Raw genomic sequence first — 20,431 nt, 5'->3', positions numbered from 1 at the left:
CCGGCAGGCCGACGAGCTCTCAGAGCTCCTCGGCCTGCCGGGTCCAGGTGTTCTCCACCTTGGCGAAGCGCCAGTACGCCAGCGCGCCCGCCCAGACCACCACGAACAGCCCGACGATCACGAACCCGACGTTGTTGAGGTTGATCCCGGAGATCCAGTTGCTCACCGGGTCGTCCAGGTTCAGCTGGTCGTGCAGCACACCGACCAGCTCGATGGTGCCGATCAGGAAGGCGACGGCGATCGACAGCCCGGTGATGGTGAGGTTGTAGTAGACCTTGCGGACCGGGTTGGAGAAGGCCCAGTGGTAGGCGAAGTTCATGAACGTGCCGTCGAGGGTGTCGAAGAGGCTCATGCCCGAGGCGAAGAGCAGCGGCAGGCACAGGATCGCGTACCAGGGCAGTCCGGCGGCGGCGCCGGAGCCGGCCATCACCATCAGGGTGACCTCGGTGGCGGTGTCGAAGCCGATGCCGAAGAGCAGGCCGATCGGGTACATCTGGCCCGGGCGGGTGATCGACTTGGTGAGCCGGCCCAGGACGCGGTTCATGAAGCCGCGGCTGTCGAGGTGCTTCTCCAGCTCGTGCTCGTCGAACTGGCCGCCGCGCATCGCCTTGAACACCCGGTAGATGCCGAAGAGCGAGACCAGGTTGAGCGCGGCGATGAGGTAGAGGAAGGTGCCCGAGATGCTGGTGCTGACCACGCCGAGCACCTGGTGGGTGCTGGACTTGTCGTCGGTCAGCGTGGTGACGAAGTGCGCGCCGGCCGCGATGCCGCCGGCCAGCACGACCACGATGGTGGAGTGGCCCAGCGCGAACCAGAAGCCGACCGAGACGGGCCGCTTGCCGTCGGCCATCAGTTTGCGGGTGGTGTTGTCGATGGCGGCGATGTGGTCGGCGTCGAAGGCGTGCCGCATGCCCAGGGTGTAGGCGGTCACGCCCAGGCCGAGGCCGAAGACCTGGGTGCCGATGGCGTAGTGGTGCGGGTCGACCATCACGATCAGGATGCCGAAGGCCGCCACGTGCATGGCCGCGATGACGGCCAGCAGGCCGCCGGTGCGTATCCAGTCCTTGCGCTCCCAGCGCATCAGCGGGGTCGCGGGGATCGCGGCGGCGGGGGTCGCCGCGGGGGCGGCGTTTTTGGGCAGGGTCATCTCAGGAAAGCCTCTCCAGCACCTCGATGGGGGGCGCCGCCCGGCCCGGGAGGGCTGAGCGGGTTTCACACGGGTGCCGTGGCCGGTCTCCTGGCTTACGGGTACGAACGCCTCCGCGCCCGGCCTTCCCGGACGGCTGTCCAGTGGCCGCCTGCCCTGGCGAGCAGGGCAGGGGTGGTGCGGTGACTTCCCGATCACAGTGGCGAGGGCCGCTCCGGTCTGGGACCCCTTGAGGATCCGTCACCGGTCTTCCCGAACACCACGGCGGTCACCACGGTAGGGGCAACCGGACATGATCCACAAGCCTGCACAGATATGCAGGTGTTGGATATCACCTGCCTCCAGGGGTGAGGATGGGCCCATGCACCTGGTCCCCCAAGAGCGCGAGCACTGGCGCGCCATCGACGAGCACACCGTCTGTGACGCCATCGACGCGATCGGCGACCCCGAACGCGTGCACGCCTGGGCATCGCGTTTCGCGCTGCTCGGCGAGCCCGGCCGGCTCGCCCTGCTGCTGTCCCTGCACCGCGCCGGGCCGATCGCGGTCTCCGACCTCGCGCTCGCCACCGGCATCCGGGACACCGCCGTCTCGCAGGCGCTGCGCCTGCTGCGGGCCTCGGGCACGGTGGCCGCGGAGAAGGACGGCCGGATCGTCCGCTACCGGCTGGTCGACACCCACGTCTCGGCGCTCCTCGACTCGCTCAGCGCATCATGAGGCGTTAATACCGACCAGTCGGTCCCAAAGTCCACCCCTGCTTCCTGTGTCGAAGCGGCGCAGCAGCCCCGCTGCGCCGCCAGTCGACCGGGCGCTTCACGGCGCCCACACAATGCTCCAACTCCCGTGACCTGCCCGGGAGTTGTCGAGAAAACCGGAAACCGGTCCGGTTAAAGAAACGGCCAAGGCTCTCAACAAACCGTTGACGCGCCCCCAGGGCGGCTCTACGTTTCGTTCCGTGCGGAAGTTGATTTCCGCATCGTGAAATTTAGACGTACGCGCGACCCACCCCCGCACGCACGTCCCGGGCCCGCAGACCACCGTCCCCGACCTCACCCGTCTCCCCGACGGCTGCCCCGACCTGCCCCGGAACCCACGCCAGCCGCCCCGACCGGCGGCTGCGGTCCGAGCGGTCCCGGCCGGGCCCCACCCTCGAAAGGACGGCACCCATGAACCTCGCTCCACGGGAGATCGACAAGCTCTATGTCTACGTGGTGGCCGACCTGGCCCGCCGACGCCGCGCGCGCGGCCTCAAGCTGAACTACAGCGAGGCCGTCGCGCTGATCAGCGAAGCCATCCTCGAAGGGGCCCGGGACGGCCGGACGCTGGCCGAGTGCATGGAGCTCGGCAAGAAGATCGTCTCCGCCGAGGAGGTCATGCCCGGCGTGCGCGAGATGCTGCCGCTGCTCCAGATCGAGGCGGCCTTCCTGGACGGCACCAAGCTCGTCTCGTGCCACGACCCCGTGGGTGCCTGAGCCATGACGACGACCGCCGAGGCCTCGGTCGACCAGCAGGCGCGTACCGGCGCAGCCGCCACCCTGGTCCTGGTCGGCGGCCACGAGAGCGGCCGGGCGGCCCACCTCCAGCAGCTCTGCCGTGACGCCGGCGACGACGGCGGCCCGTTCCGCGCCGTCCCCGTCGGGCGCGAGCTCACGACGGCCGTCACGGACGCCCTCGCACACTTCGACCGCCCGGTCTGCGTGCTGCCGATGACGCTCGGCCGCGACCCCGGCCTGGTCGCCGACACCGCCCGGGCGCTGCGCTGGCTCACCGGCCCGGGCGACCGCGCGCGCGGCCGGATCGTGCTCGCCGACCCGTTCGGCACCCCCGGCCACCTCATCGGCTGGCTGCGGGCCGCCGCCGGACGCACCGCGGGCCCCCGCCGGGAGGACTGCGCGATGCTGGTCGCGGCCCCGGCGGCCGGCCCGTTCGAGGACGCCGAGCTGTTCCGGATCGCCCGGCTGGTGAGCCGGCACGGCTCGCACCGGCGGGTGGAAGTGGCCTTCGAGGGCGGCGACCCGGGCCTGCCCGAGGGCGTCATGCGCTGCCTGCGGCTGGGGGCGCGGCGCGTCGTCCTGCTGTCGGCGGGCTTCGGCCCGGCATCGCCGCGTCCGGTCCAGGACGCCGAGGACGGCGGCCCGCTGCTCGGCGCACCGGCGCTCACCGCCGTGCTGCGCGCCCGCACGGCCGACGCCCTGCACCGGCTCGCCCACGGCGACGACGGCATCGCCGCCGGACTCGACGCCGAGCACGGCCACGGCTATGCGCACAGCCACGGCCCGGACGACCACCAGCACCCCCACCAGCACTAACTCGTAGTAGCAGCAGAAAGAGGCACCATGTCGGGCAGTTCCGCATACCTGTACGGAGACGATCCGATCGAGATCAACGCCGGCCGGGCCAAGGTGCGCCTGGCGGTGAGCAACACCGGCGACCGGGCCGTCCAGGTCGGCTCGCACTACCACTTCTTCGAGGTCAACCGCGCCCTGGACTTCGACCGCAACAGCGCCTACGGCATGCACCTGGACCTCCCCGCGGGCACCGCCGTGCGCTTCGAGCCCGGCGACACCCGCGAGGTGGAGCTGGCCGCGTACGCCGGACACCGGCGGCTGGTCGGCTTCGCCGCGCTGGTGGACGGCGGCCTCGGCTCGGCCGACACCCGCACCCGGGCCCTGCGACGCGCCGTCGAACTCGGCTTCAAGGGCGCCCGCCTCGAAACCACGGAAGGCGAGCACTGATGGCGATCATCCCGCGCAGGCAGTACACCGACCTCTTCGGCCCCACCGTCGGTGACCGCTTCCACCTCGCCGACACCAACCTGGTGGTCGAGGTGGAGAAGGACTTCAACCAGGGCCACTACGGCGACGAGGCCGTCTACGGCGGCGGCAAGGGCATCCGGGACGGGATGGCCCAGGACCCGGCGGCGACCTCGCTGCAGGGCGCGCTCGACCTGGTGATCACCAACGTGGTGGTGATGGACCCGATCCTCGGCATCGTCAAGGGCGACATCGGGGTGCGCGACGGCTTCATCACCGCCGTCGGCAAGGCCGGCAACCCCCGCCTGCAGAGCGGGGTCGACCCGCGGCTGGTGATCGGCCCGGGCACCGAGGTGATCTCCGGCGAGCACCTGATCGCGACGGCCGGCGGCATCGACACCCACATCCACTTCATCGCCCCGCAGCAGGTCCAGGAGGGCCTGACGAACGGCATCACCACGCTGATCGGCGGCGGCACCGGCCCCTCCGACGGCACCAACGGCACCACCTGCACCCCGGGCCCCTGGAACATCCACCGGATGTACCAGGCGGTCGAGGACCTGCCGGTCAACGTCGGCCTGCTGGGCAAGGGCAACGCCTCGCTGCCGCAGGCGCTGCGCGAGCAGGTCGAGGCCGGCGTCTGCGGCCTGAAGGTGCACGAGGACTGGGGCACCACCCCGGCCGCGATCGACACCGCGCTGCGGGTCGCCGACGAGTACGACGTCCAGGTCGCGATCCACACCGACACCCTCAACGAGGGCGGCTTCTACGAGGACACCCTCTCCGCGATCGACGGCCGCACCATCCACACCTTCCACACCGAGGGCGCCGGCGGCGGCCACGCGCCGGACATCATGCGGATCGCCGGCGAGCCCAACGTGCTTCCCTCGTCGACCAATCCGACCCTGCCCTACACCGTCAACTCGATCGACGAGCTGCTCGACATGGTGATGGTCTGCCACCACCTCAGCCACGACATCCCCGAGGACGTGGCGTTCGCCGACTCGCGGGTGCGCGCGGAGACGGTGGCCGCCGAGACGGTGCTGCACGACGAGGGCGTGATCAGCATCTTCTCCTCGGACTCGCAGGCGATGGGCCGGATCGGCGAGTCCTTCGCCCGCGCCTTCCAGACCGCGCACCACTGCAAGGACCAGCGCGGCAAGCTGGCCGGCGACAGCGAGCGCAACGACAACTTCCGGGTGCTGCGCTACCTGGCCAAGCTGACCATCAACCCGGCGATCGCCTCCGGCACCGCCGAGCACATCGGTTCGCTGGAGCCCGGCAAGCTGGCGGACATCGTGCTGTGGCCGATCAACTCCTTCGGCGCCAAGCCCAAGTTGGTGATCAAGGGCGGCCTGATCAACTGGGCCCTGATGGGCGACCCGAACGCCTCGCTGCCCACCACCCAGCCGATCTACTACCGCCCGATGTACGGCGCGATGGGCCGCGCCAAGCAGGCCACCCGGGTCTCCTTCATGTCCCAGGCCGCGGTGGACCTCGGCGTGCCGGCCCAACTCGGCCTGCAGAGCCGGGTGCTACCCGTGCGCAACTGCCGGACCGTCGGCAAGCAGCACATGGTCCGCAACGACGCCACCCCGCTGATCCAGGTCGACCCCGAGACCTACCGGGTCACCCTGGACGGCGAACCGGCCACCATCGAACCGGCCGTGACCCTCCCGCTCAACCAACTGTTCTATATCGCTTGACTTCCTTCTCGCCCTACGGGACGAGAAGTCCTTCCCTCACGGGTCGGGCTTTCTGCTTCATCGACCGTTGCCTCTCAGGAGTACTCCGTTGGGGTCTTACACCGTCTCCACAGACTGTTACCGCCAGCCCGGCGGCAAGGATGTTGCGTGCCGCGTTCACGTCTCGGTCGTGAACCGCTCCGCAGTCGCACGTCCACGTCCGGACGTTCAGCGGCAGTCTCTCCCGGATGACTCCGCACGCGGAGCACAGCTTGGAGGACGGAAACCAGCGGTCTATCACAACGAGGTCCCGTCCGTACCACGCGGATTTGTACTCAAGCATGATGCGCATCTCGCGCCAGCCCGCATCCGAAATGGCGCGGGCGAGAACGCGATTCTTGACCATGCTGCGCACAGCCAGATCCTCGATCACGAGCGTTTGGTTATCACGCACGAGTCGAGTGGTCAGCTTGTGCAGGAAGTCCCTACGACGGTCGGCGATACGAGCGTGTACACGAGCCACCTTTCGCCTGGCCTTGGCCCGGTTGGCCCCATCCCCGGAAGCCTTACGGGACAGAGCCCGCTGAGCCTTGGCCAGGCGGGCACGGTCCTTGCGCTCGTGCCTCGGATTAGTGCATTTCTCCCCGCTCGACAGCGTCACGAGGGCGGTGATCCCAACATCGATGCCCACGACCGTGTCAAGACGCGGCAACGGCGTGACGGTCGGATCCTCACACCGCATCGAGACGAACCATCGTCCAGCCGCGTCCTGCGAGACAGTCACCGTAGACGGCTGCACGCCCTCCGGCAGGGCTCGCGACCAGACGATGGCGAGCGGCTCGGCCATCTTCGCGAGCACGAGGTGGCCGTCGCGGTAGCGGAACGCGGACCGGGTGTACTCCGCCGACCTGCGCGACTTCTTCCTCGACTTGAATCGGGGGTACTTCGCCCGACCCTCGAAGAAGTTGGTGAAGCCGACTTCCAAGTGCCGAAGCACCTGCTGCAACGGCACGGAGGACACCTCGGCGAGGAACGACAGCTCCGCGGCCTGCTCGTCGGTGGGATGAAAGCGGTACCGATACGCCCGCTTTACGCACTCGGTCTTCACGAGTCAAAAGCTAAAGCAGAGACTGACGGAGCGTCAAAACTGGTTTGCATTAACGCCACTGGAATCCCTCTACTGCCTTCAGCTATCACGCGCCACAAGCCGTGCCGCACCCTGCGTGCGGCGGGCGCCGCGTCCGACCGACCCGCCGACCAGGACTTCCTTGGAGATCTCACATGACCGGGGCACCTACTCTCGATGCCCTGCTGGTCAGCCTCCAACTGACCGACTCGGCCTTCCCCAGCGGGCTCTACACCCTCTCGCACGGCCTCGAAGGCTATGCGCAGGCCAAGGCGGTCGATCCGGAGGGCATGCCGGAGCTGCTGGCCGACCTGCTGCGGCACTCGGTCGGGCCGGCCGACGCCACCGCGCTGGCGCTGGCCCATCGGGCGGCCGAGGCCGGGGACTGGGCGGGCGTGGTCGCGGTGGACGAGCGGCTGCACGCGAGCAAGCTCAACCGCGGGCTGCGCCTCGCCTCCACCAGGACCGGTCGGCAGATGCTGGACACCGCCCGACTTGCCCTGGGCGGTGAGGCGTTGGAGCGCTATGCCGAGCTGGTGGCGGCCAAGCGCTCGCCCGGCTGCCAGCCGGTGGCGGCCGGCGTCGCGTACGCGTCCGGCGGGGTGGGGACCGAACAGGCGGTGGCGAGCGACCTGTTCGCCTTCGCCGTCAGCTTCGTCGGAGCGGGCCTGCGGTTGCGGCTGACCGACCACCGCCGCGCGCAGACCGCGCTGCGCGCGATCGCGCCGGTGATCCAGGAGGTCACCGCCGCCGCGCTGGAACGGGAGTTGGCGGACCTCGGCGGTTGCGTCCCGGTCGCGGACGCCATGTCGGGGCGCCACGAACGGGCGGAGGCCCGGATGTTCGCCACCTGACGGACCGTCATCCGAGTAACTCAGGGGGCGACAGAGGAAAGAGAGCGAAGACATGACTGACCACGTGCTGCGAGTGGGCATCGCCGGACCGGTGGGCTCGGGAAAGACCGCGCTGGTCGAGGCGCTGGTGCCGGTGCTGATCGCGCGCGGGCGCCGCCCCGCGGTGATCACCAACGACATCTACACCCAGGAGGACGCCCAGCACGTGCGGCGCAACCTCGCCGGACTGCTGGACCCCGAGCGGGTGGTGGGCGTGGAGACCGGCGCCTGCCCGCACACCGCGGTGCGCGACGACCCGACGATGAACCTGGCCGCCGGCGCCGAACTCCTGGAGCGCTTCCCGGACATCGACACCCTGCTCTACGAGTCGGGCGGCGACAACCTCACGCTGACCTTCAGCCCGGTCCTGGTCGACATGTTCTTCTTCGTGCTGGACACCGCCGAGGGCGAGAAGATGCCGCGCAAGCGCGGTCCGGGCATCACCGACTCCGACGTACTGGTGATCAACAAGATCGACATCGCCCGCTACGTCCGCTGCGACCTGAACGTGATGACCTCCGACGCCGACCGGGTGCGCGAGGGAAAGCCCGTGGTGCTCACCAACAGCCTGACCGGCGAGGGCCTGGAGCAGGTGGCGGACCTGCTGGAGTCCTACCGGAAGGTCCCCGCATGAGCACGGCGGCCGCCGTCGCGCCGCACCGCCTGACGCCCGCGCACTACGAGCCCGAGCGCGTCCCCGCCTCCGTCCGCCGGCTCGCCGGCCGGCCGGAGGCCCTCGGCGTGGGCCGGCCCGGCAAGGTCGGCCTGCTGGAGCTGGGCTTCGAGCGGATCGGTCCGCGCACCGAACTCGTCACCCGCTACCAGAAGTCGCCGCTGCAGATCATGCGCCCGCTCTACTTCGACCCCGAGCGGCCCGACCTGGCGATCACCTACCTGATGTCGACCGGCGGCGGCATCGTGCAGGCCGACCGGCTGCGGATGGACCTGCACTGCGGCCCGGGAAGCGCGGTCCACCTGACCACCCAGGCGGCCACCAAGATCCACCGGATGGACGCCGACTACGCGACCCAGCTGGTCCACCTGCACGCCGCCGAGGACAGCTACGTCGAGTACCTGCCCGAGCCGACCATCCCGTACCGCGACTCGCGCTTCTACCAGCGCACCGTGATCACCGTCGCGCCGTCGGCCACCGTGCTGGCCGGCGAGACGGTGCTGGCCGGGCGGCTCGCGCACGGCGAGCGCAACGCCTACCAGGTCTTCGCCGCCGACCTGGAGTGGCGCCGCCCGGACCCGTCCGGGTCGGGCAGCCGCCTGTTCGCCCTGGACACCGTGCGGCTGGAGCCGGGCACCAGCGGGGTCACCGGCCCCGCGGTGCTGGCCGCCCACGACCTGGTGTCCACCTTCTACGCCGTCACGCCGCTGGCTCCCGCCGCCGAGGTCGCCGACGCGCTGCACAGCGCACTGGCGGGCAGCGGGCTGCTGTACGGCGTGAGCGTGCTGCCGTCCGACAGCGGCGCCTGGCTGCGCGTCCTGGGCGGCGACTCCCCCGCCGTCGCCGCGGCGGTCCGCTGCGCCTGGGACGCAGTGCGCCGACTCCTGATCGGCGTACCCGCACCGGTGATGCGCAAGACCTGACGACCCGTCACCGTGCCGCCCCGGCACGGTACGTACCCCGACCCGGGAGACCCTCGGATGCCTACCACGCTCGATACGGGCAACACCGCCTGGCTCATGGCCAGCACCGCGATGGTGCTGCTGATGACACCGGGCCTCGCCTTCTTCTACGGCGGCATGGTCAAGACCAAACACGTCCTGGTGATGCTCAAGATGAGCTTCGTCTGCCTGGCCGTGGTCACCCTGCTCTGGCTGGCCATCGGCTACAGCCTGGCCTTCGGCAAGGACGTCGGCGGCCTCGGCCTGATCGGCACGCCCAAGCACTGGTTCATGCACGACGTCGGGATGACCAGCCTCTGGGGCTCCACGGGCATCCCGACCGTGATCTTCTCCTGCTTCCAGATGGCCTTCGCCATCATCACGGTGGCCCTGATCAGCGGCTCGATCGCCGGCCGGGCGACCATGCGCGGCTGGATCTGGTTCGCGGTCGCCTGGACGCTGCTGGTCTACGTGCCGCTGGCGCACTGGGTGTTCGCCCCGGACGGCTGGGTCACCTCGCACCTGGGCGCGCTCGACTTCGCCGGCGGCCTGCCCGTCGAGATCAACTCCGGCGCGGCGGGCCTGGCCGTGGCGATCGTGGTGCGCAAGCGCAAGGACTTCGAGCGGGAGACCATCCGCCCGCACAACCTGCCGCTGGTCGTGGTCGGCCTGGCGCTGCTCTGGTTCGGCTGGTTCGGCTTCAACGCCGGTTCCGCGCTGCAGACCGGCGGCACCGCCCCGATGGCCTTCTTCAACACCCAACTGGCCGCCGCCGGCGCCATGGTGGGCTGGCCGCTGATCGAGAAGTGGAAGCTCGGCCACGTCGAGATGCTCGGCGTCGCCGGCGCGGCGGTGGCGGGCATGGTGGCGATCACCCCCGCCTGCGGTGAGATCTCGCCGCTCGGTGCACTGGCCGTCGGCTTCATCGCCGGTGTGGTCTGCGCCTTCGCGATCAACTTCAAGTACAAGATGGGCTACGACGACACCCTCGACGTGGTCGGCGTGCACGGCTTCGGCGGCATCGTCGGGACGCTGGCCATCGGCCTGTTCGCCACCGTCCAGATGAGCGGCAAGAAGGGCCTGTTCTACGGCGGCGGCGTCTCGCTGCTGTGGCGCCAGGCCGTCGCGGTGATCGCCTGCGCGACCTTCTCGTTCGCGGCCACCTGGCTGATCGCCAAGGTGATCGAGAAGACCGTCGGCTTCCGCGCCGACGAGGAGTACGAGCACGTCCCGGGCCACGAGGAGGAGTTGGCCTACGACGACGAGACCATCTCGGAGATCCGCTCGCGGCTGACGCAGGCCCGCGTGCCGGTCCCGGTGGGCGCGGGTGCGCAGGAGGTCGACCCGGCCGCCGCGGACCACCAGCTGCTCGCCGACCTGCGCGAGGTGCTGTCACGGCGGGAGCAGGAGAAGTGACCGCACTCGACACCGGCAACAGCGCCTGGTTGATGATGGCCGCCGCGATGGTGCTGCTGATGGCACCCGGGCTGGCCTTCTTCTACGGCGGCATGGTGAAGACCAGCCAGGTCATCGCGATGCTCAAGATGTGCTTCGTCTGCCTGGTCCTGGTGACCATCATCTGGTTCTCGGTCGGCTACACGCTGGCGTTCGGTACGGACGCCGGCGGTCTCGGGGTGATCGGCGGGCTGAACCACCTGTTCATGTCCGGGGTCGGGATGGACGCCACCACCGGCGGCGTGCCCACCGTGATCTTCTCGGTGTTCCACATGTCGTTCGCCATCGTGACCGTCGCGCTGATCAGCGGCTCGGTCGCCGGCCGGGCGACCATGCGCGGCTGGATCGTCTTCGTCTGCGCCTGGACCCTGCTGGTCTACATCCCGATGGCCCACTGGGTGTTCGCGCCCGACGGCTGGGTCGCCAAGCAGGTCGGCGCGGTCGACTTCTCCGGCGGTACGGTCGTCGAGCTGAGCTCGGGTGCGGCCGGCCTGGCGCTGGCCCTGGTCGCCGGCCGGCGCCAGGACTTCGAGCGGACCAAGATCCGTCCGCACAACCTGCCGCTGGTGGTCATCGGCCTCTCGCTGCTCTGGTTCGGCTGGTTCGGCTTCAACACCGGCTCCTCGCTCGGCACGCCCGGCGCGGCGGCGATGGGCGTGATGAACACCCAGCTGGCGGCCGGCGCCGCGATGGCCGGCTGGGCGGTGACGGTCTACCTGCGCACCCGCAAGGTCGGGCTGCTCGACATGTGCATGGGCGCGGTCACCGGCATGGTGGCGATGACCCCGCTGGCCGGCGGCGTGAACATGATGTGGGCCGCGATCATCGGCTTCCTGGCCGGTCTGACCTGCGCGTTCGCGATCAGCTGGAAGTACCGCTTCGGCGTGGACGACACGCTCGACGTGGTCGGCATCCACGGCTGGGGCGGCCTGTTCGGCATGGTGATGGTCGGCCTGGCCGCCACCGGCGCGATGACCGGCAAGAAGGGCCTGTTCTACGGCGGCGGCTGGGACCTGCTCGGCAAGCAGCTGGTCGCCGTGCTGGTGCTCGGGCTGTTCTCGTTCGGGATGACCGCGCTGATCGGCAAGGTGGTCGACCTCACCGTCGGCCTGCGCCAGCCCAGCGGCGCCGAGGAGCACGAGCAGGTCTACCAGAACGACTGGGACGTCCAGTTCAAGGAGATCGCCGACGCCCTGCGCGGGTCCGTCGACTCCGCCGACAAGCCCGACCCGGACGCCAGCGCCCTGCTCGACCAGGTCCGCCGGATGCTCGCGGCGGACGACCGGGAGCACCTGGCCGACTGATCCCCGCGCGGCTCGTCCCCCCGTCGTCACCACACCCCGGGGACGAGCCGCGCGGTCTGCGCCGCGTACTCGGTGTACGCGTCCCCGAGTTCGGCGTTCAGTACCGCCTCCTCCACCCGGATCCGGTAGAGCACACCGAGGAGGTTGCAGCCGGTCAGCAGCACCAGCGAGGCCAGGTTCCCGAAGGTCAGCGCGAGCCCGAGGACCGCGACCAGCGCCCCCGTGTACGCGGGATGCCGCAGCACCCGGTACGGCCCGGACCGCACCACCCGGTGATCCGCCTGCACATGCACCACCCCGCGGAAGTACCGCCCCAGACTGCGGATCGCCCAGAGCCGGAACCCCACCCCGGCCCACAGCACCACCAGCGCCCCGGCCAGCGTGACCGTCCGCCCGCCGAAGTCCGCCCCCGGCACCGCGTGCAGCGCCGCCACCGCCAGCACGTACCCCGCCACCGCGCCCGCCGCGACCACGCCCAGCGAACGCCACTCGGTGCGCACCGCCCGTCCGCCGCTGCGGTACTGCCGCCACTGCATCACCGCCTCGGCTGCGATCCAGAGCAGCACACTCAGGTTGATCAGGAGCGCAAGGGTTCCCATCGCGACCACCGCCTCTCGTCGACTCACCATCAACCGTAGGCAGCACGGCAGTTCAATACCTGGACCCTGGGGTGGACAGCTTCTCTCCACCCTCTCCACCCAGGCGGCCGCGCCAAGATCGGCGAGTGGAATCATGATCCCCATGTCCTCCCTGCTCGCCGCCTTCGTCCCGATCTGGATCCTCACCGCAGCCGGCTACCTGACCGCCCGCAGCGGGCTGCTCGGCGAGCAGGCGGAGGCGGTGCTCGGCCGCTTCGTCTTCCACGTGGCCATGCCCGCCACCCTGTTCACCATGCTCGCCCGCACCCCGCTGAGCAGCTTCGCCAGCACCGCGATGATCGCCTTCGCCGCCGGCACCGCCCTGGTCTGCGCCCTCGGTCTGCTGGCCGGCCGCTTCCTCTTCCACCGCCCGCTCGCCGACCAGGCGATCAGCGGCATGACGGCCGGCTACGTCAACTCCGCCAACCTCGGCATCCCGGTCGCCCTCCAGGTGCTCGGCGACGCCTCGTTCGTCGCCCAAGTGGTGCTGTTCCAGGTGCTCTTCGTGACCCCGGTCATCCTCACCCTGCTCGACAGCGGCACCACCGGCCTCAGACGCATGCTCACCATGCCGATCCGCAACCCCATCATCATCGCCTCAGCCCTCGGCGCCCTCTTCTCCGCCACCCACCTCCACCTCCCCGCCGCCCTCACCCACTCCTGCGACCTCCTCGGCGCCGCAGCCGTCCCCACCGCCCTGGTCACCCTCGGCATATCCCTGCACGGCCGCGGAACCGGCCAACGCCTGACCCCCGAAGTCGGCGTCGCCGTCCTCCTCAAAACCCTCGCCCAACCCCTGATCGCCCTGGCCGCCGCCACCCTCCTCCTCCACCTCCCCCCACACCAACTCCTCGCCGTGGTCCTCTGCTCCGCCCTCCCCACCGCCCAGAACGCCTTCATCTACGCCCGCCAGTACAACCTGAGCACCACCCTGGCCCGCGACTCGGTGATGTTCTCCACCCTGGCCTCGATGGGAACCCTGTCGCTCATCTACGGGACCCTGGGCCCCACCCACCACTGACGACCGCACGCTGCCTGATCGCCAGCCGTGGCGTGCTGACCTCTGGTGGCATCGCCGTCTCACGGCAGGCGGGGAGGCGATGTGAGTGCTGACGGGTCGTCGGTAGGCTGGGGCGGTGTCGGATCTCAGCGCGTCGTTCGCGGAATACCAGCCGGATCTCCCCGCGGGTCGCACCTTGCTGGACGCGGTCCTGAGCGAGGCGGCCCGCGAGGATCTCGGTGTGCTCGCCGCGCTGCAGGTGCGGGTGCGCGGGGGTAGCGAGCGGGAACTGGTCGACCGCCTGGCGAGAGCGCTCGACGACGAGCGCCGTGCCGTCGTGGTCGCCCGCGTCGGCGGGGTGGTCGCGGGGTACGCGAATGTCGCGTTCCTGCCGCAGCATCCGGTGGACGGGGCGCCGGGGGGCTACTACCTGACGGGCGTCACGGTGGACCACCCCTGGCGGCGGCGGGGGCTCGGCCGCCTGCTGACCCGGTGGCGGATGGCCTGGGTGTGGGAGCGGGACACGGACGTCCGGTGCTTCGTCTCCTCCGCGAACCGCGCCTCGATCGATCTGCACCTCGCGCTCGGCTTCACGGTGGTGCGCACGGGCCGCAGCTTCCAGGGGATCACCTTCGCCGCAGGGGAGGGCGTGCTCATGAGCGCTCGCCGGTCTGCGGCACCACCTGCCTGATCCGCTCGACCAGTTCCGGCAGGGGCGCGCTGTGCCAGTCGTCGAGGCTGGGCGTGAGATCCGCGCCGGCGGCCCGTGCCAGGTTGACCTCGGTGGTCTCGCAGAGCCAGTCGAGCTGGATGACCAGTCCGGTCGACGCGGCGGTCAACTCGACGGTCAGGCCCGTCGCGAGAGTGCCGTTGGAGGCCAGCGGGCGGGCGTTCGCCATCCTGCCGACCACCGCCTTCGCGACGGCGAACGAGCGGCGCGGGCTGCTCACGGTCAGCTGCGCCCCCGGCGGGAGGGCGACGATCCAGCGGTTGCGGTCCGGCGGGATGTCGAGGCCCTGCCGGTGCTGCGCCCATGCACCGCGGATCCAGAGCGTCAGTGGGTCGCCGAGCAGGTGTTCCTCGACCCGCGTCCGGTCCAGGTAGCCGCCGAGCCGCGGGTCCTTGAAGCGCATCTCGGAGAACTCGTCGGTCGCGTCCTGTTGGCCTCGCAGAACCCGGAAGCTTCCCTCCAGCCTTGGGACGCTGAGGAGTTCTGCCACTGCCGTCATGAAGTCGGGCTGTGTCACGGTCAGAGCCCCAGTCGGCTCGTGGCGGCGGCGGCGATCGACTCCGCACCCGCACCCGCACCCGCAGCAGCGCTACCGATCAGCTGCGAAGCGAGGGCGTACGGCTGCGGGCGCGACAGGGTGAAGGTGAGGTGCGTCGATCGGTCCGAGGTGGTTCGGGCCCGGTGCGGCCAGCCGTGCGGCAGGTACAGCATGTCGCCCGGGGTCAGCACGAAGGTGAACCGCTCACCCTGCGGATCAGGCTCCAGGCCCGCGTTCGGGTTGGCGCCTGCCACCGGGCGGACGATCTCCCACTCCTTGTGCCCCTCCAACTGGACGGCCAGCACGTGGGAGGCGTCCCGATGGAAGCTCAACCCCCGTGACTCGGTCGGCGTGACGAACGCGTAGGCCGTGGTGGCCAGGCCGAAATGGGCCTGCAATGCGGCGACTTCGGCGCGGACCGCGTTGTCGAAGTCCTCCAGCCGCTGGAACTTCATGGTGTATCCCTGCCCGACCAGGTCCGCGAGCCGGCCGGGGTCGATCGCGCGTTGACGGAACCCGGGGACGCCGGCGGTGAACTCCGTGAGCGCCGGCTGCGTGCTGGAGCGGACCAGGGTCAGGTACGGCCAGTGGAGGTGGGGATCGGTGAGCAGGGTCAGGACCCCTTCGGCACTGACCTCGCGGGAGAGTGACGCGCGGCCGATCCAGTGGCGATCGTTCCAGCACTCCGAGACGCGCTCCAGCGTCGCGGCCGAGTCGAAGGGCACGGGTCAGGTCCTTCCAGGTGAGACGGCGGGGAGAGGGGAGAGGCGCCGGGCCCGTCGGAGGAAGCCGACGAGGACGGCCGCGGTCAGCAGCGCGGCCGCCAGGGCGCTGGTTCGGATGCCGGCGGCGGAGGCCAGCAGTCCGCTCGCGACGGCGCCCAGCGGCATGCCCGCCACCGAGAGGGTCCGGAACAGCGCCATGGTCCGGCCGATCGTGGCCCGTGGCGCGGAGGCCATCAGGAGCGTGGACGCCGGGACGTTCCACAGGCCCGCGGCGAGCCCCAGGCAGGCCATGCCCAGGACCAGAGCCGTCAGCGAGTGCGCCCCGAAGACCAGCAGGAAGCCGGGGACCTTGAGGGCCATCGCCAGGCCGGCCACCTGGCGGTGCGCGGTCCCACGAGCGGCCAGCCGCCCGGCGGCCAGATTCCCCAGCACCATGCTCGCGGCGTTGGCTCCCGTCAGGAGCCCGAAGCCGCTGGGGTGGACACCGACCGTGCGGATCGCCAGCAGGGGCAGCACGCCGCTGTTGAGTCCGTTGCAGAAGTTGTTGACGGTGACGCAGACCAGCAGGAGGGTCAGCAGGCCGTGGCCGCGCACACTTCCCAGCCCGTCGCGGACGTCGCGCACGACTCCGCGCAGGATCCCGCGCCGCGCCGCCGGCTCCGCCCCCGGGACGCCGCCGCGGTCGATGTCGATGTCGGCCGGCAGCGAGGTGACCCAGCCTGCGGCCGCGCCGAACGTCACCACGTTCAGCAGGAACGGCAGCGCGCTCCCGACGGACGCGAGGAAGCTGCCCAGCGGTGCCGCGACGATCCCGACCGTCGACTGGGAGGCGCTGAGCCGGGCATTGGCGGTTCCCAGGTCCTGCTCGGGGACGGTGGACGGCAGCAGGCTGGAGAAGCAGCTGTCGGAGATCGTCTGGAGGCTGGTGAGCGCGAAGACGAAGACGATCAGCACGGGGATCGAGATCCGGCCGGCCAGCGCGGCCACCACGAGGACGGCCGCGAGCACGCAGCGGACGCTGTCCGACAGCAGAAAGGCCCGGCGCTTGTCCCACCGGTCGACCAGCGCTCCGGCCGGCAGCCCGAAGAGCAGCCAGGGCGCGAACGACATCGCCGACACCAGGGACAGCACCGCAGGGCTGCCGGTCAGCTGCGCCCCCAGCACGGCGACCGCCGAGGTCCGGGCGGAGTCACCGAGCCGAGTGCCCACCGCTGCCGCGTAGAGCTTCTCGAACCGGGGCCCGTACGTGCGAACCATGCCGGCTACTCCTCCGCCAGGAGCGCACCGACGTTCTCGGGCACGGGGACGAGCCCGCTCGGCACGGTCAGCGGTGCCCGGCCGAGGACGATGTCGCAGAAGGAGGTTTCCGCGTCGCGGCGTTTCGCGTCCCAGGCGGCGTGCCGCTCGGGAGCCAGGTAGTGCAGGGCCAGGGCGAGTTCCGACTCCTCCTCGCCGGCGTTCAGGAACTCCTTCGCCAGGGCGCGGAGCGCGGAGAAGCTCCGGTCGCCGAAGTAGAGCCCGCCCACGCGGCGGCGGTAGGCGCGGCAGCGGTCCGGGTCGACACCGCACGACGCCAGCAGCGCGCACAGCGCGTCGACGTTGACCATGGGGACGGTCAGCGCGCGGTACTCGTCGTCGTGCATGAGGACGACGTTCTCGTCCGAGGTTCGCGCGCCGGTCAGGTAGTCGAGGAAGATCGCGCCGAGGCCGATCATCCCCCAGGGACGGGCCTCCACCGCCCGCAGTGCGCCCATGCTGCTGCAACCGTAGAGGCGGATCCCCTGGCGCAGGGTGGCCTGGATCTCCGTCAGGTTCACTGCCTGGCCGGCGCCGAAGTACCCGTCGATCATGAGCACGGTGGCGGGGGGTTCGGGCAGCTCCGTCAGCGCGGTCAGGTCGCCGTCCCGCACCGGCGGGAGGATCAGGTGTCCGCCGAGTTCGGCCAGCGGAGAGCCGACCAGGCTCGGCCCGGCGAACACGACCAGGTCGGTTCGGTCGAGCCCGGCGAGGACGCCGCGCAGGTCGGGATCCTCCAGCTGCAGTACTCCGTGCATGCCTAGCGCGCTCCTCGGGCTTGCTTGTAGAACCTGTAGAAACGGCTGCCGACCCGGGACGGCTCGTTGGCGGCGAACTCCAGCCCGGGAACGATGACTTTGACGACGCGCGGCAGGGCGTCGTCGACACTCCCGCGGCTCCTTGGCCCGGCCGGGTCCGCCAGGGTCAGGTCGGCCACCAGGATGCGCGGCAGGCCGGCTCCGCGCAGACTCCGGCAGACCGTTTCCAGATCGGTCCCCAGGTCACCGGCCGAGTGGTCCGGGATCTCGTCGAAGCTGATCCGCTGCCATCCGTGCGACCAGCGGGCCGCCCGCTCGTGCGCTGCCTGGTAGGTCTCCTCGCGGCGATCGCGGTACCGGGTGCTGAAGTCCTCGCGGGCACCGGAGATGACGCTCAGTCGGGACTGCGCCAACTCGGTCAGCGCTCGGGAGACGCCGACCAGCGGATTCAGGTGGCAGCCGGCTCCGGCGTTCACCAGCATCGGGTTCTCGGCCAGGCGGTCGTCGCCCAGGGCGAAGAAGCTGGTGATCTCCAGCGAGGACCGGAAGGCGAACAGCGAGAGGGAGATGCCGGCCTCCTCGAAGGTCCGGGCGAGTCGGCGCAGGTCCGGCGGCAGCGAGTCCAGGTCGACCTGATGGCCCAGTCGGAGAACCTCGCCGAACGAGCGGCCGTCGCGCTCGACCAGTTCGTAGAGCGCGTGCAGGGTGGCCTCGGCGAGACAGTTGCCGGAGGCGAGCCCGTCCGAGTGGTTGGCGAAGAGGCGGGCACCGTGTGCCTGGTAGGGGGAGAACACCGCGTCGGCCGGGACCTGGACCACGGCGCCACTCACCAGGTCCCTGGTGGGGATCCACTCCAGCGGTGCGTCCGGCTCCCACCCGGTCCTGGTGTCCAGGACGAGCTCGCGCGGATCCAGGACCTCCGCGAACCGCTCCCGGGCCCGGGCCACGGTCAGCACCGGGCCCTGCCGGCCCTGCTGCTCGCCGCAGTAGCGCTCGTGCGCCTCCATCAGGGCGGAGGCCAGGGCCGCCTTGCGGGTCCGGCCCTTGCCGCAGGTCACGGTCAGATTGCCGGGGGCCGCGGTGGTCCGATAGGTGTTGAAGACGGGGATGCCGAGGCGGTCGAGGCCGGTGATGTCGGCGACGCGGGAGACGCCGGAGACCGCACGCAGGTTCCAGGCGTCCTGGATGCTGTCCTCCAGCGACCGGTGGCGACCGGTCGCGGCGTAGCGGCCGTGGTCGCAGCGGGGGTCGGCGTCGGCCAGGATCGCCTCGGCAGCCGGTACCAGGCTGTCGAGGGCTGCTTGGCGGGCCGTCGTGGTCATGCGGTACCTCACACGAAGTCGCGCAGGTCGGCCGCCTCGTAGGCCGCGTCCTGCGGGTCGGGGCAGGTCAGGTCTCCGAGAGCCAGCCGACGCAGCGCCTGCGGGTTCGTCCTGGCGATCCGGGCGAAGGCGTCCAGGGCGAAGCCGATCAGCGCCTTCCGCTCGTGGCAGGCGGCCGGGAGTGTGCCGAACTCGCCCGCGCCCGCGGACAGGGAGCGGTGGTAGCACTCGCCGCCGCAGATGTGCTTCGCCCAGCAGTCGCGGCACGGTTCGCGTTCGTCGACGCGCTTGAAATGCTTGCTGCGGATTTCGACGATCGGCAGGCCCTTGGTGATGTGGCCCAGCTCGAACGCCGGCTCCTCTATCGCATGGTGGCAGGAGTAGACCCGGCCGTCGGGCCCGACCGTGACGGCATTCCTGGCGGCCTGGCACGGATACCAGGAGCTGACGGCCTTTCCCTGGTGGAGGATCTTCTGGAAGAAGGCACTGAACGGCATGATGTCGAGAACGACACCGTTCTCCAGATTGGTCGTCCACCAGTCCAGGAGTTCTATCATCTCGGACTCGCTGGTGGCGGTGATGCCCTCGTTGTTGTACATCGGCTGCACGTGGACCTCGTTGAACCCCAGTGCGACCAGGTATTTGTGCAGAGCGACCAGCGGAGTGCCCGGCTGGCCGACCGCGCGCACCCGGCGCATCGGTGAGGTCTGGGAATCCATGATGCGCCGGATGTTGCGCAGCACGATCCTGCTGGTCGGCCGCCCGGAGAGCAGAACCCGGTCGCTGTTCAGCTCCGGCGGCCCGTCCAGGCTGATGATCAGCGATATTTTGTGCGCCTCGCACCAGTCGAGCACCTTGGTGGTGAGCAGGGTGCCATTCGTGTAGACATTGAAACGCACCTTGACACCCAGCGGTGCGGCGTACTCCTCCGCGTACGCCACGCTGCGTTCCAGGATCTCGCGTTCCAGCAGCGGCTCGCCGCCGATGAAGAAGATCCGCACCGGCTTGCCCGGGTCCGCCTGGTCGAGGACCTGCTGGATGCTGGTGCGGGCGGTCTCCCAGGCCATCCCCTGCGGGACCTCGGAGCCCTTCTTGTCCTTGGTGTCGAGCTCGTTGTAGCAGTACGTACAGCCCATGTTGCAGTGGTAGGTGTTGCCGATCACCAGCTGGTTGATCGTGGTGCTGTTGTTGTCCGCCGGGACCGGAAAGGAGGGAGCGGAAATGATCCGGGTCAGCTCGTCCCATTCCCGGCGCTCGTCGGCGGTCAGATCGCCGGCGCCGTGACTGGCCGCCGCGAACCGCCGGGCCCGCTCCGCGAGATGGGACGGAAGTGTGGCGAACGACATTCGGTCCGGATCGTAGAGCGTGGCCCGCGAGCCGTCCGCGTTGGGGAGTACCACTGCTTTATCGGTGGTCATGCCGACCAGGCCCTTTCGAGAGTGAAAGCAG

The 20,431-nt window shown here is 70.4% G+C and carries 21 protein-coding genes and 1 riboswitch; of the genes, 12 read left to right on the top strand and 9 right to left on the bottom strand.

Annotated features, from left to right (window positions below):
* Window positions 1-19: 19 nt before the first annotated feature.
* A complete protein-coding gene (locus P3T37_RS00155) occupies window positions 20-1,147 on the bottom strand; it encodes a HoxN/HupN/NixA family nickel/cobalt transporter (RefSeq protein ID WP_280721264.1) in 1,128 nt (375 codons plus the stop codon).
* Window positions 1,148-1,209: 62 nt separating this feature from the next.
* Window positions 1,210-1,438, bottom strand: a riboswitch (cobalamin riboswitch).
* Between the two features lie 70 nt (window positions 1,439-1,508).
* Between P3T37_RS00155 and P3T37_RS00150 the strand changes: the two genes are divergently transcribed.
* The 5 genes from P3T37_RS00150 to ureC all read left to right on the top strand — a co-directional run bounded on the left by P3T37_RS00150 (window position 1,509) and on the right by ureC (window position 5,604).
* On the top strand, window positions 1,509-1,862 hold the full coding sequence (locus tag P3T37_RS00150; protein ID WP_280721263.1) for a metalloregulator ArsR/SmtB family transcription factor: 354 nt from the start codon (window positions 1,509-1,511) through the stop codon (window positions 1,860-1,862).
* Between the two features lie 449 nt (window positions 1,863-2,311).
* Window positions 2,312-2,617: an urease subunit gamma gene (locus tag P3T37_RS00145; RefSeq protein WP_280721262.1), complete on the top strand. Its 306-nt coding sequence runs from the start codon at window positions 2,312-2,314 to the stop codon at window positions 2,615-2,617.
* Between the two features lie 3 nt (window positions 2,618-2,620).
* Window positions 2,621-3,454 carry a cobalamin biosynthesis protein CbiX gene (locus tag P3T37_RS00140; RefSeq protein ID WP_280721261.1) on the top strand — a complete coding sequence of 278 codons (834 nt, stop codon included), beginning with the start codon at window positions 2,621-2,623 and terminating at the stop codon, window positions 3,452-3,454.
* A gap of 27 nt (window positions 3,455-3,481) precedes the next feature.
* Entirely contained in the window at window positions 3,482-3,880 is a 399-nt protein-coding gene (locus tag P3T37_RS00135; RefSeq protein WP_280721260.1) for an urease subunit beta, read from the top strand.
* The gene (gene ureC, locus P3T37_RS00130; protein ID WP_280721259.1) at window positions 3,880-5,604 is read left to right on the top strand and encodes an urease subunit alpha; all 1,725 of its coding nucleotides are present in this window, start codon (window positions 3,880-3,882) and stop codon (window positions 5,602-5,604) included. The genes P3T37_RS00135 and ureC overlap by 1 nt, the downstream gene beginning before the upstream one ends.
* A gap of 13 nt (window positions 5,605-5,617) precedes the next feature.
* Here the strand turns inward: ureC and P3T37_RS00125 are convergent, their stop codons facing one another.
* Window positions 5,618-6,691 (bottom strand): RNA-guided endonuclease TnpB family protein, encoded by a 1,074-nt coding sequence (locus tag P3T37_RS00125; RefSeq protein WP_280721258.1) that lies wholly within the window; start codon window positions 6,689-6,691, stop codon window positions 5,618-5,620.
* Window positions 6,692-6,864: 173 nt separating this feature from the next.
* Between P3T37_RS00125 and P3T37_RS00120 the strand changes: the two genes are divergently transcribed.
* The 5 genes from P3T37_RS00120 to P3T37_RS00100 are packed head-to-tail and all read left to right on the top strand — an operon-like array spanning window position 6,865 to window position 11,975.
* On the top strand, window positions 6,865-7,563 hold the full coding sequence (locus tag P3T37_RS00120; protein WP_280721257.1) for an urease accessory UreF family protein: 699 nt from the start codon (window positions 6,865-6,867) through the stop codon (window positions 7,561-7,563).
* Between the two features lie 52 nt (window positions 7,564-7,615).
* On the top strand, window positions 7,616-8,236 hold the full coding sequence (ureG, locus tag P3T37_RS00115; protein WP_280721256.1) for an urease accessory protein UreG: 621 nt from the start codon (window positions 7,616-7,618) through the stop codon (window positions 8,234-8,236).
* Window positions 8,233-9,198, top strand: coding sequence for an urease accessory protein UreD (locus tag P3T37_RS00110; protein ID WP_280721255.1), 966 nt, complete (start codon window positions 8,233-8,235; stop codon window positions 9,196-9,198). Before ureG ends, P3T37_RS00110 begins: the two co-directional genes overlap by 4 nt.
* Window positions 9,199-9,255: 57 nt before the next feature.
* Window positions 9,256-10,632, top strand: coding sequence for an ammonium transporter (locus tag P3T37_RS00105; RefSeq protein ID WP_280721254.1), 1,377 nt, complete (start codon window positions 9,256-9,258; stop codon window positions 10,630-10,632).
* On the top strand, window positions 10,629-11,975 hold the full coding sequence (locus P3T37_RS00100) for an ammonium transporter (protein WP_280721253.1): 1,347 nt from the start codon (window positions 10,629-10,631) through the stop codon (window positions 11,973-11,975). Before P3T37_RS00105 ends, P3T37_RS00100 begins: the two co-directional genes overlap by 4 nt.
* 26 nt (window positions 11,976-12,001) lie before the next feature.
* Here the strand turns inward: P3T37_RS00100 and P3T37_RS00095 are convergent, their stop codons facing one another.
* Window positions 12,002-12,574, bottom strand: a complete 573-nt coding sequence (locus P3T37_RS00095) for an isoprenylcysteine carboxylmethyltransferase family protein (RefSeq protein WP_280721252.1) — start codon at window positions 12,572-12,574, stop codon at window positions 12,002-12,004.
* Between the two features lie 142 nt (window positions 12,575-12,716).
* Here P3T37_RS00095 and P3T37_RS00090 point away from each other — a divergent pair, with 142 nt between their 5' ends.
* Both P3T37_RS00090 and P3T37_RS00085 read left to right on the top strand, forming a co-directional pair.
* Window positions 12,717-13,634 carry an AEC family transporter gene (locus P3T37_RS00090; RefSeq protein ID WP_280721251.1) on the top strand — a complete coding sequence of 306 codons (918 nt, stop codon included), beginning with the start codon at window positions 12,717-12,719 and terminating at the stop codon, window positions 13,632-13,634.
* Between the two features lie 115 nt (window positions 13,635-13,749).
* Entirely contained in the window at window positions 13,750-14,304 is a 555-nt protein-coding gene (locus P3T37_RS00085) for a GNAT family N-acetyltransferase (RefSeq protein ID WP_280721250.1), read from the top strand.
* On the opposite strand, the gene P3T37_RS00080 is transcribed toward P3T37_RS00085, so the two are convergent.
* From P3T37_RS00080 to P3T37_RS00055, 6 genes are read right to left on the bottom strand one after another with little or no spacing between them, the layout of a single operon-like run.
* A complete protein-coding gene (locus P3T37_RS00080) occupies window positions 14,267-14,842 on the bottom strand; it encodes a hypothetical protein (protein WP_280721249.1) in 576 nt (191 codons plus the stop codon). The two genes, P3T37_RS00085 and P3T37_RS00080, sit on opposite strands and share 38 nt — an antisense overlap.
* A gap of 20 nt (window positions 14,843-14,862) precedes the next feature.
* Entirely contained in the window at window positions 14,863-15,606 is a 744-nt protein-coding gene (locus P3T37_RS00075; RefSeq protein ID WP_280721248.1) for a cupin domain-containing protein, read from the bottom strand.
* Between the two features lie 3 nt (window positions 15,607-15,609).
* Window positions 15,610-16,863, bottom strand: coding sequence for an MFS transporter (locus tag P3T37_RS00070; protein ID WP_280721247.1), 1,254 nt, complete (start codon window positions 16,861-16,863; stop codon window positions 15,610-15,612).
* A gap of 5 nt (window positions 16,864-16,868) precedes the next feature.
* Window positions 16,869-17,660: a TfuA-like protein gene (locus P3T37_RS00065; RefSeq protein ID WP_280721246.1), complete on the bottom strand. Its 792-nt coding sequence runs from the start codon at window positions 17,658-17,660 to the stop codon at window positions 16,869-16,871.
* 2 nt (window positions 17,661-17,662) lie between these two features.
* On the bottom strand, window positions 17,663-18,982 hold the full coding sequence (locus P3T37_RS00060; protein ID WP_280721245.1) for a YcaO-like family protein: 1,320 nt from the start codon (window positions 18,980-18,982) through the stop codon (window positions 17,663-17,665).
* A gap of 8 nt (window positions 18,983-18,990) precedes the next feature.
* The gene (locus P3T37_RS00055) at window positions 18,991-20,400 is read right to left on the bottom strand and encodes a radical SAM protein (RefSeq protein ID WP_280721244.1); all 1,410 of its coding nucleotides are present in this window, start codon (window positions 20,398-20,400) and stop codon (window positions 18,991-18,993) included.
* Window positions 20,401-20,431: the final 31 nt, after the last annotated feature.

It is taken from the genome of Kitasatospora sp. MAA4, assembly GCF_029893355.1.
GTDB lineage: Bacteria > Actinomycetota > Actinomycetes > Streptomycetales > Streptomycetaceae > Kitasatospora.
This window is presented reverse-complemented; position numbering and strand designations above follow the sequence as displayed.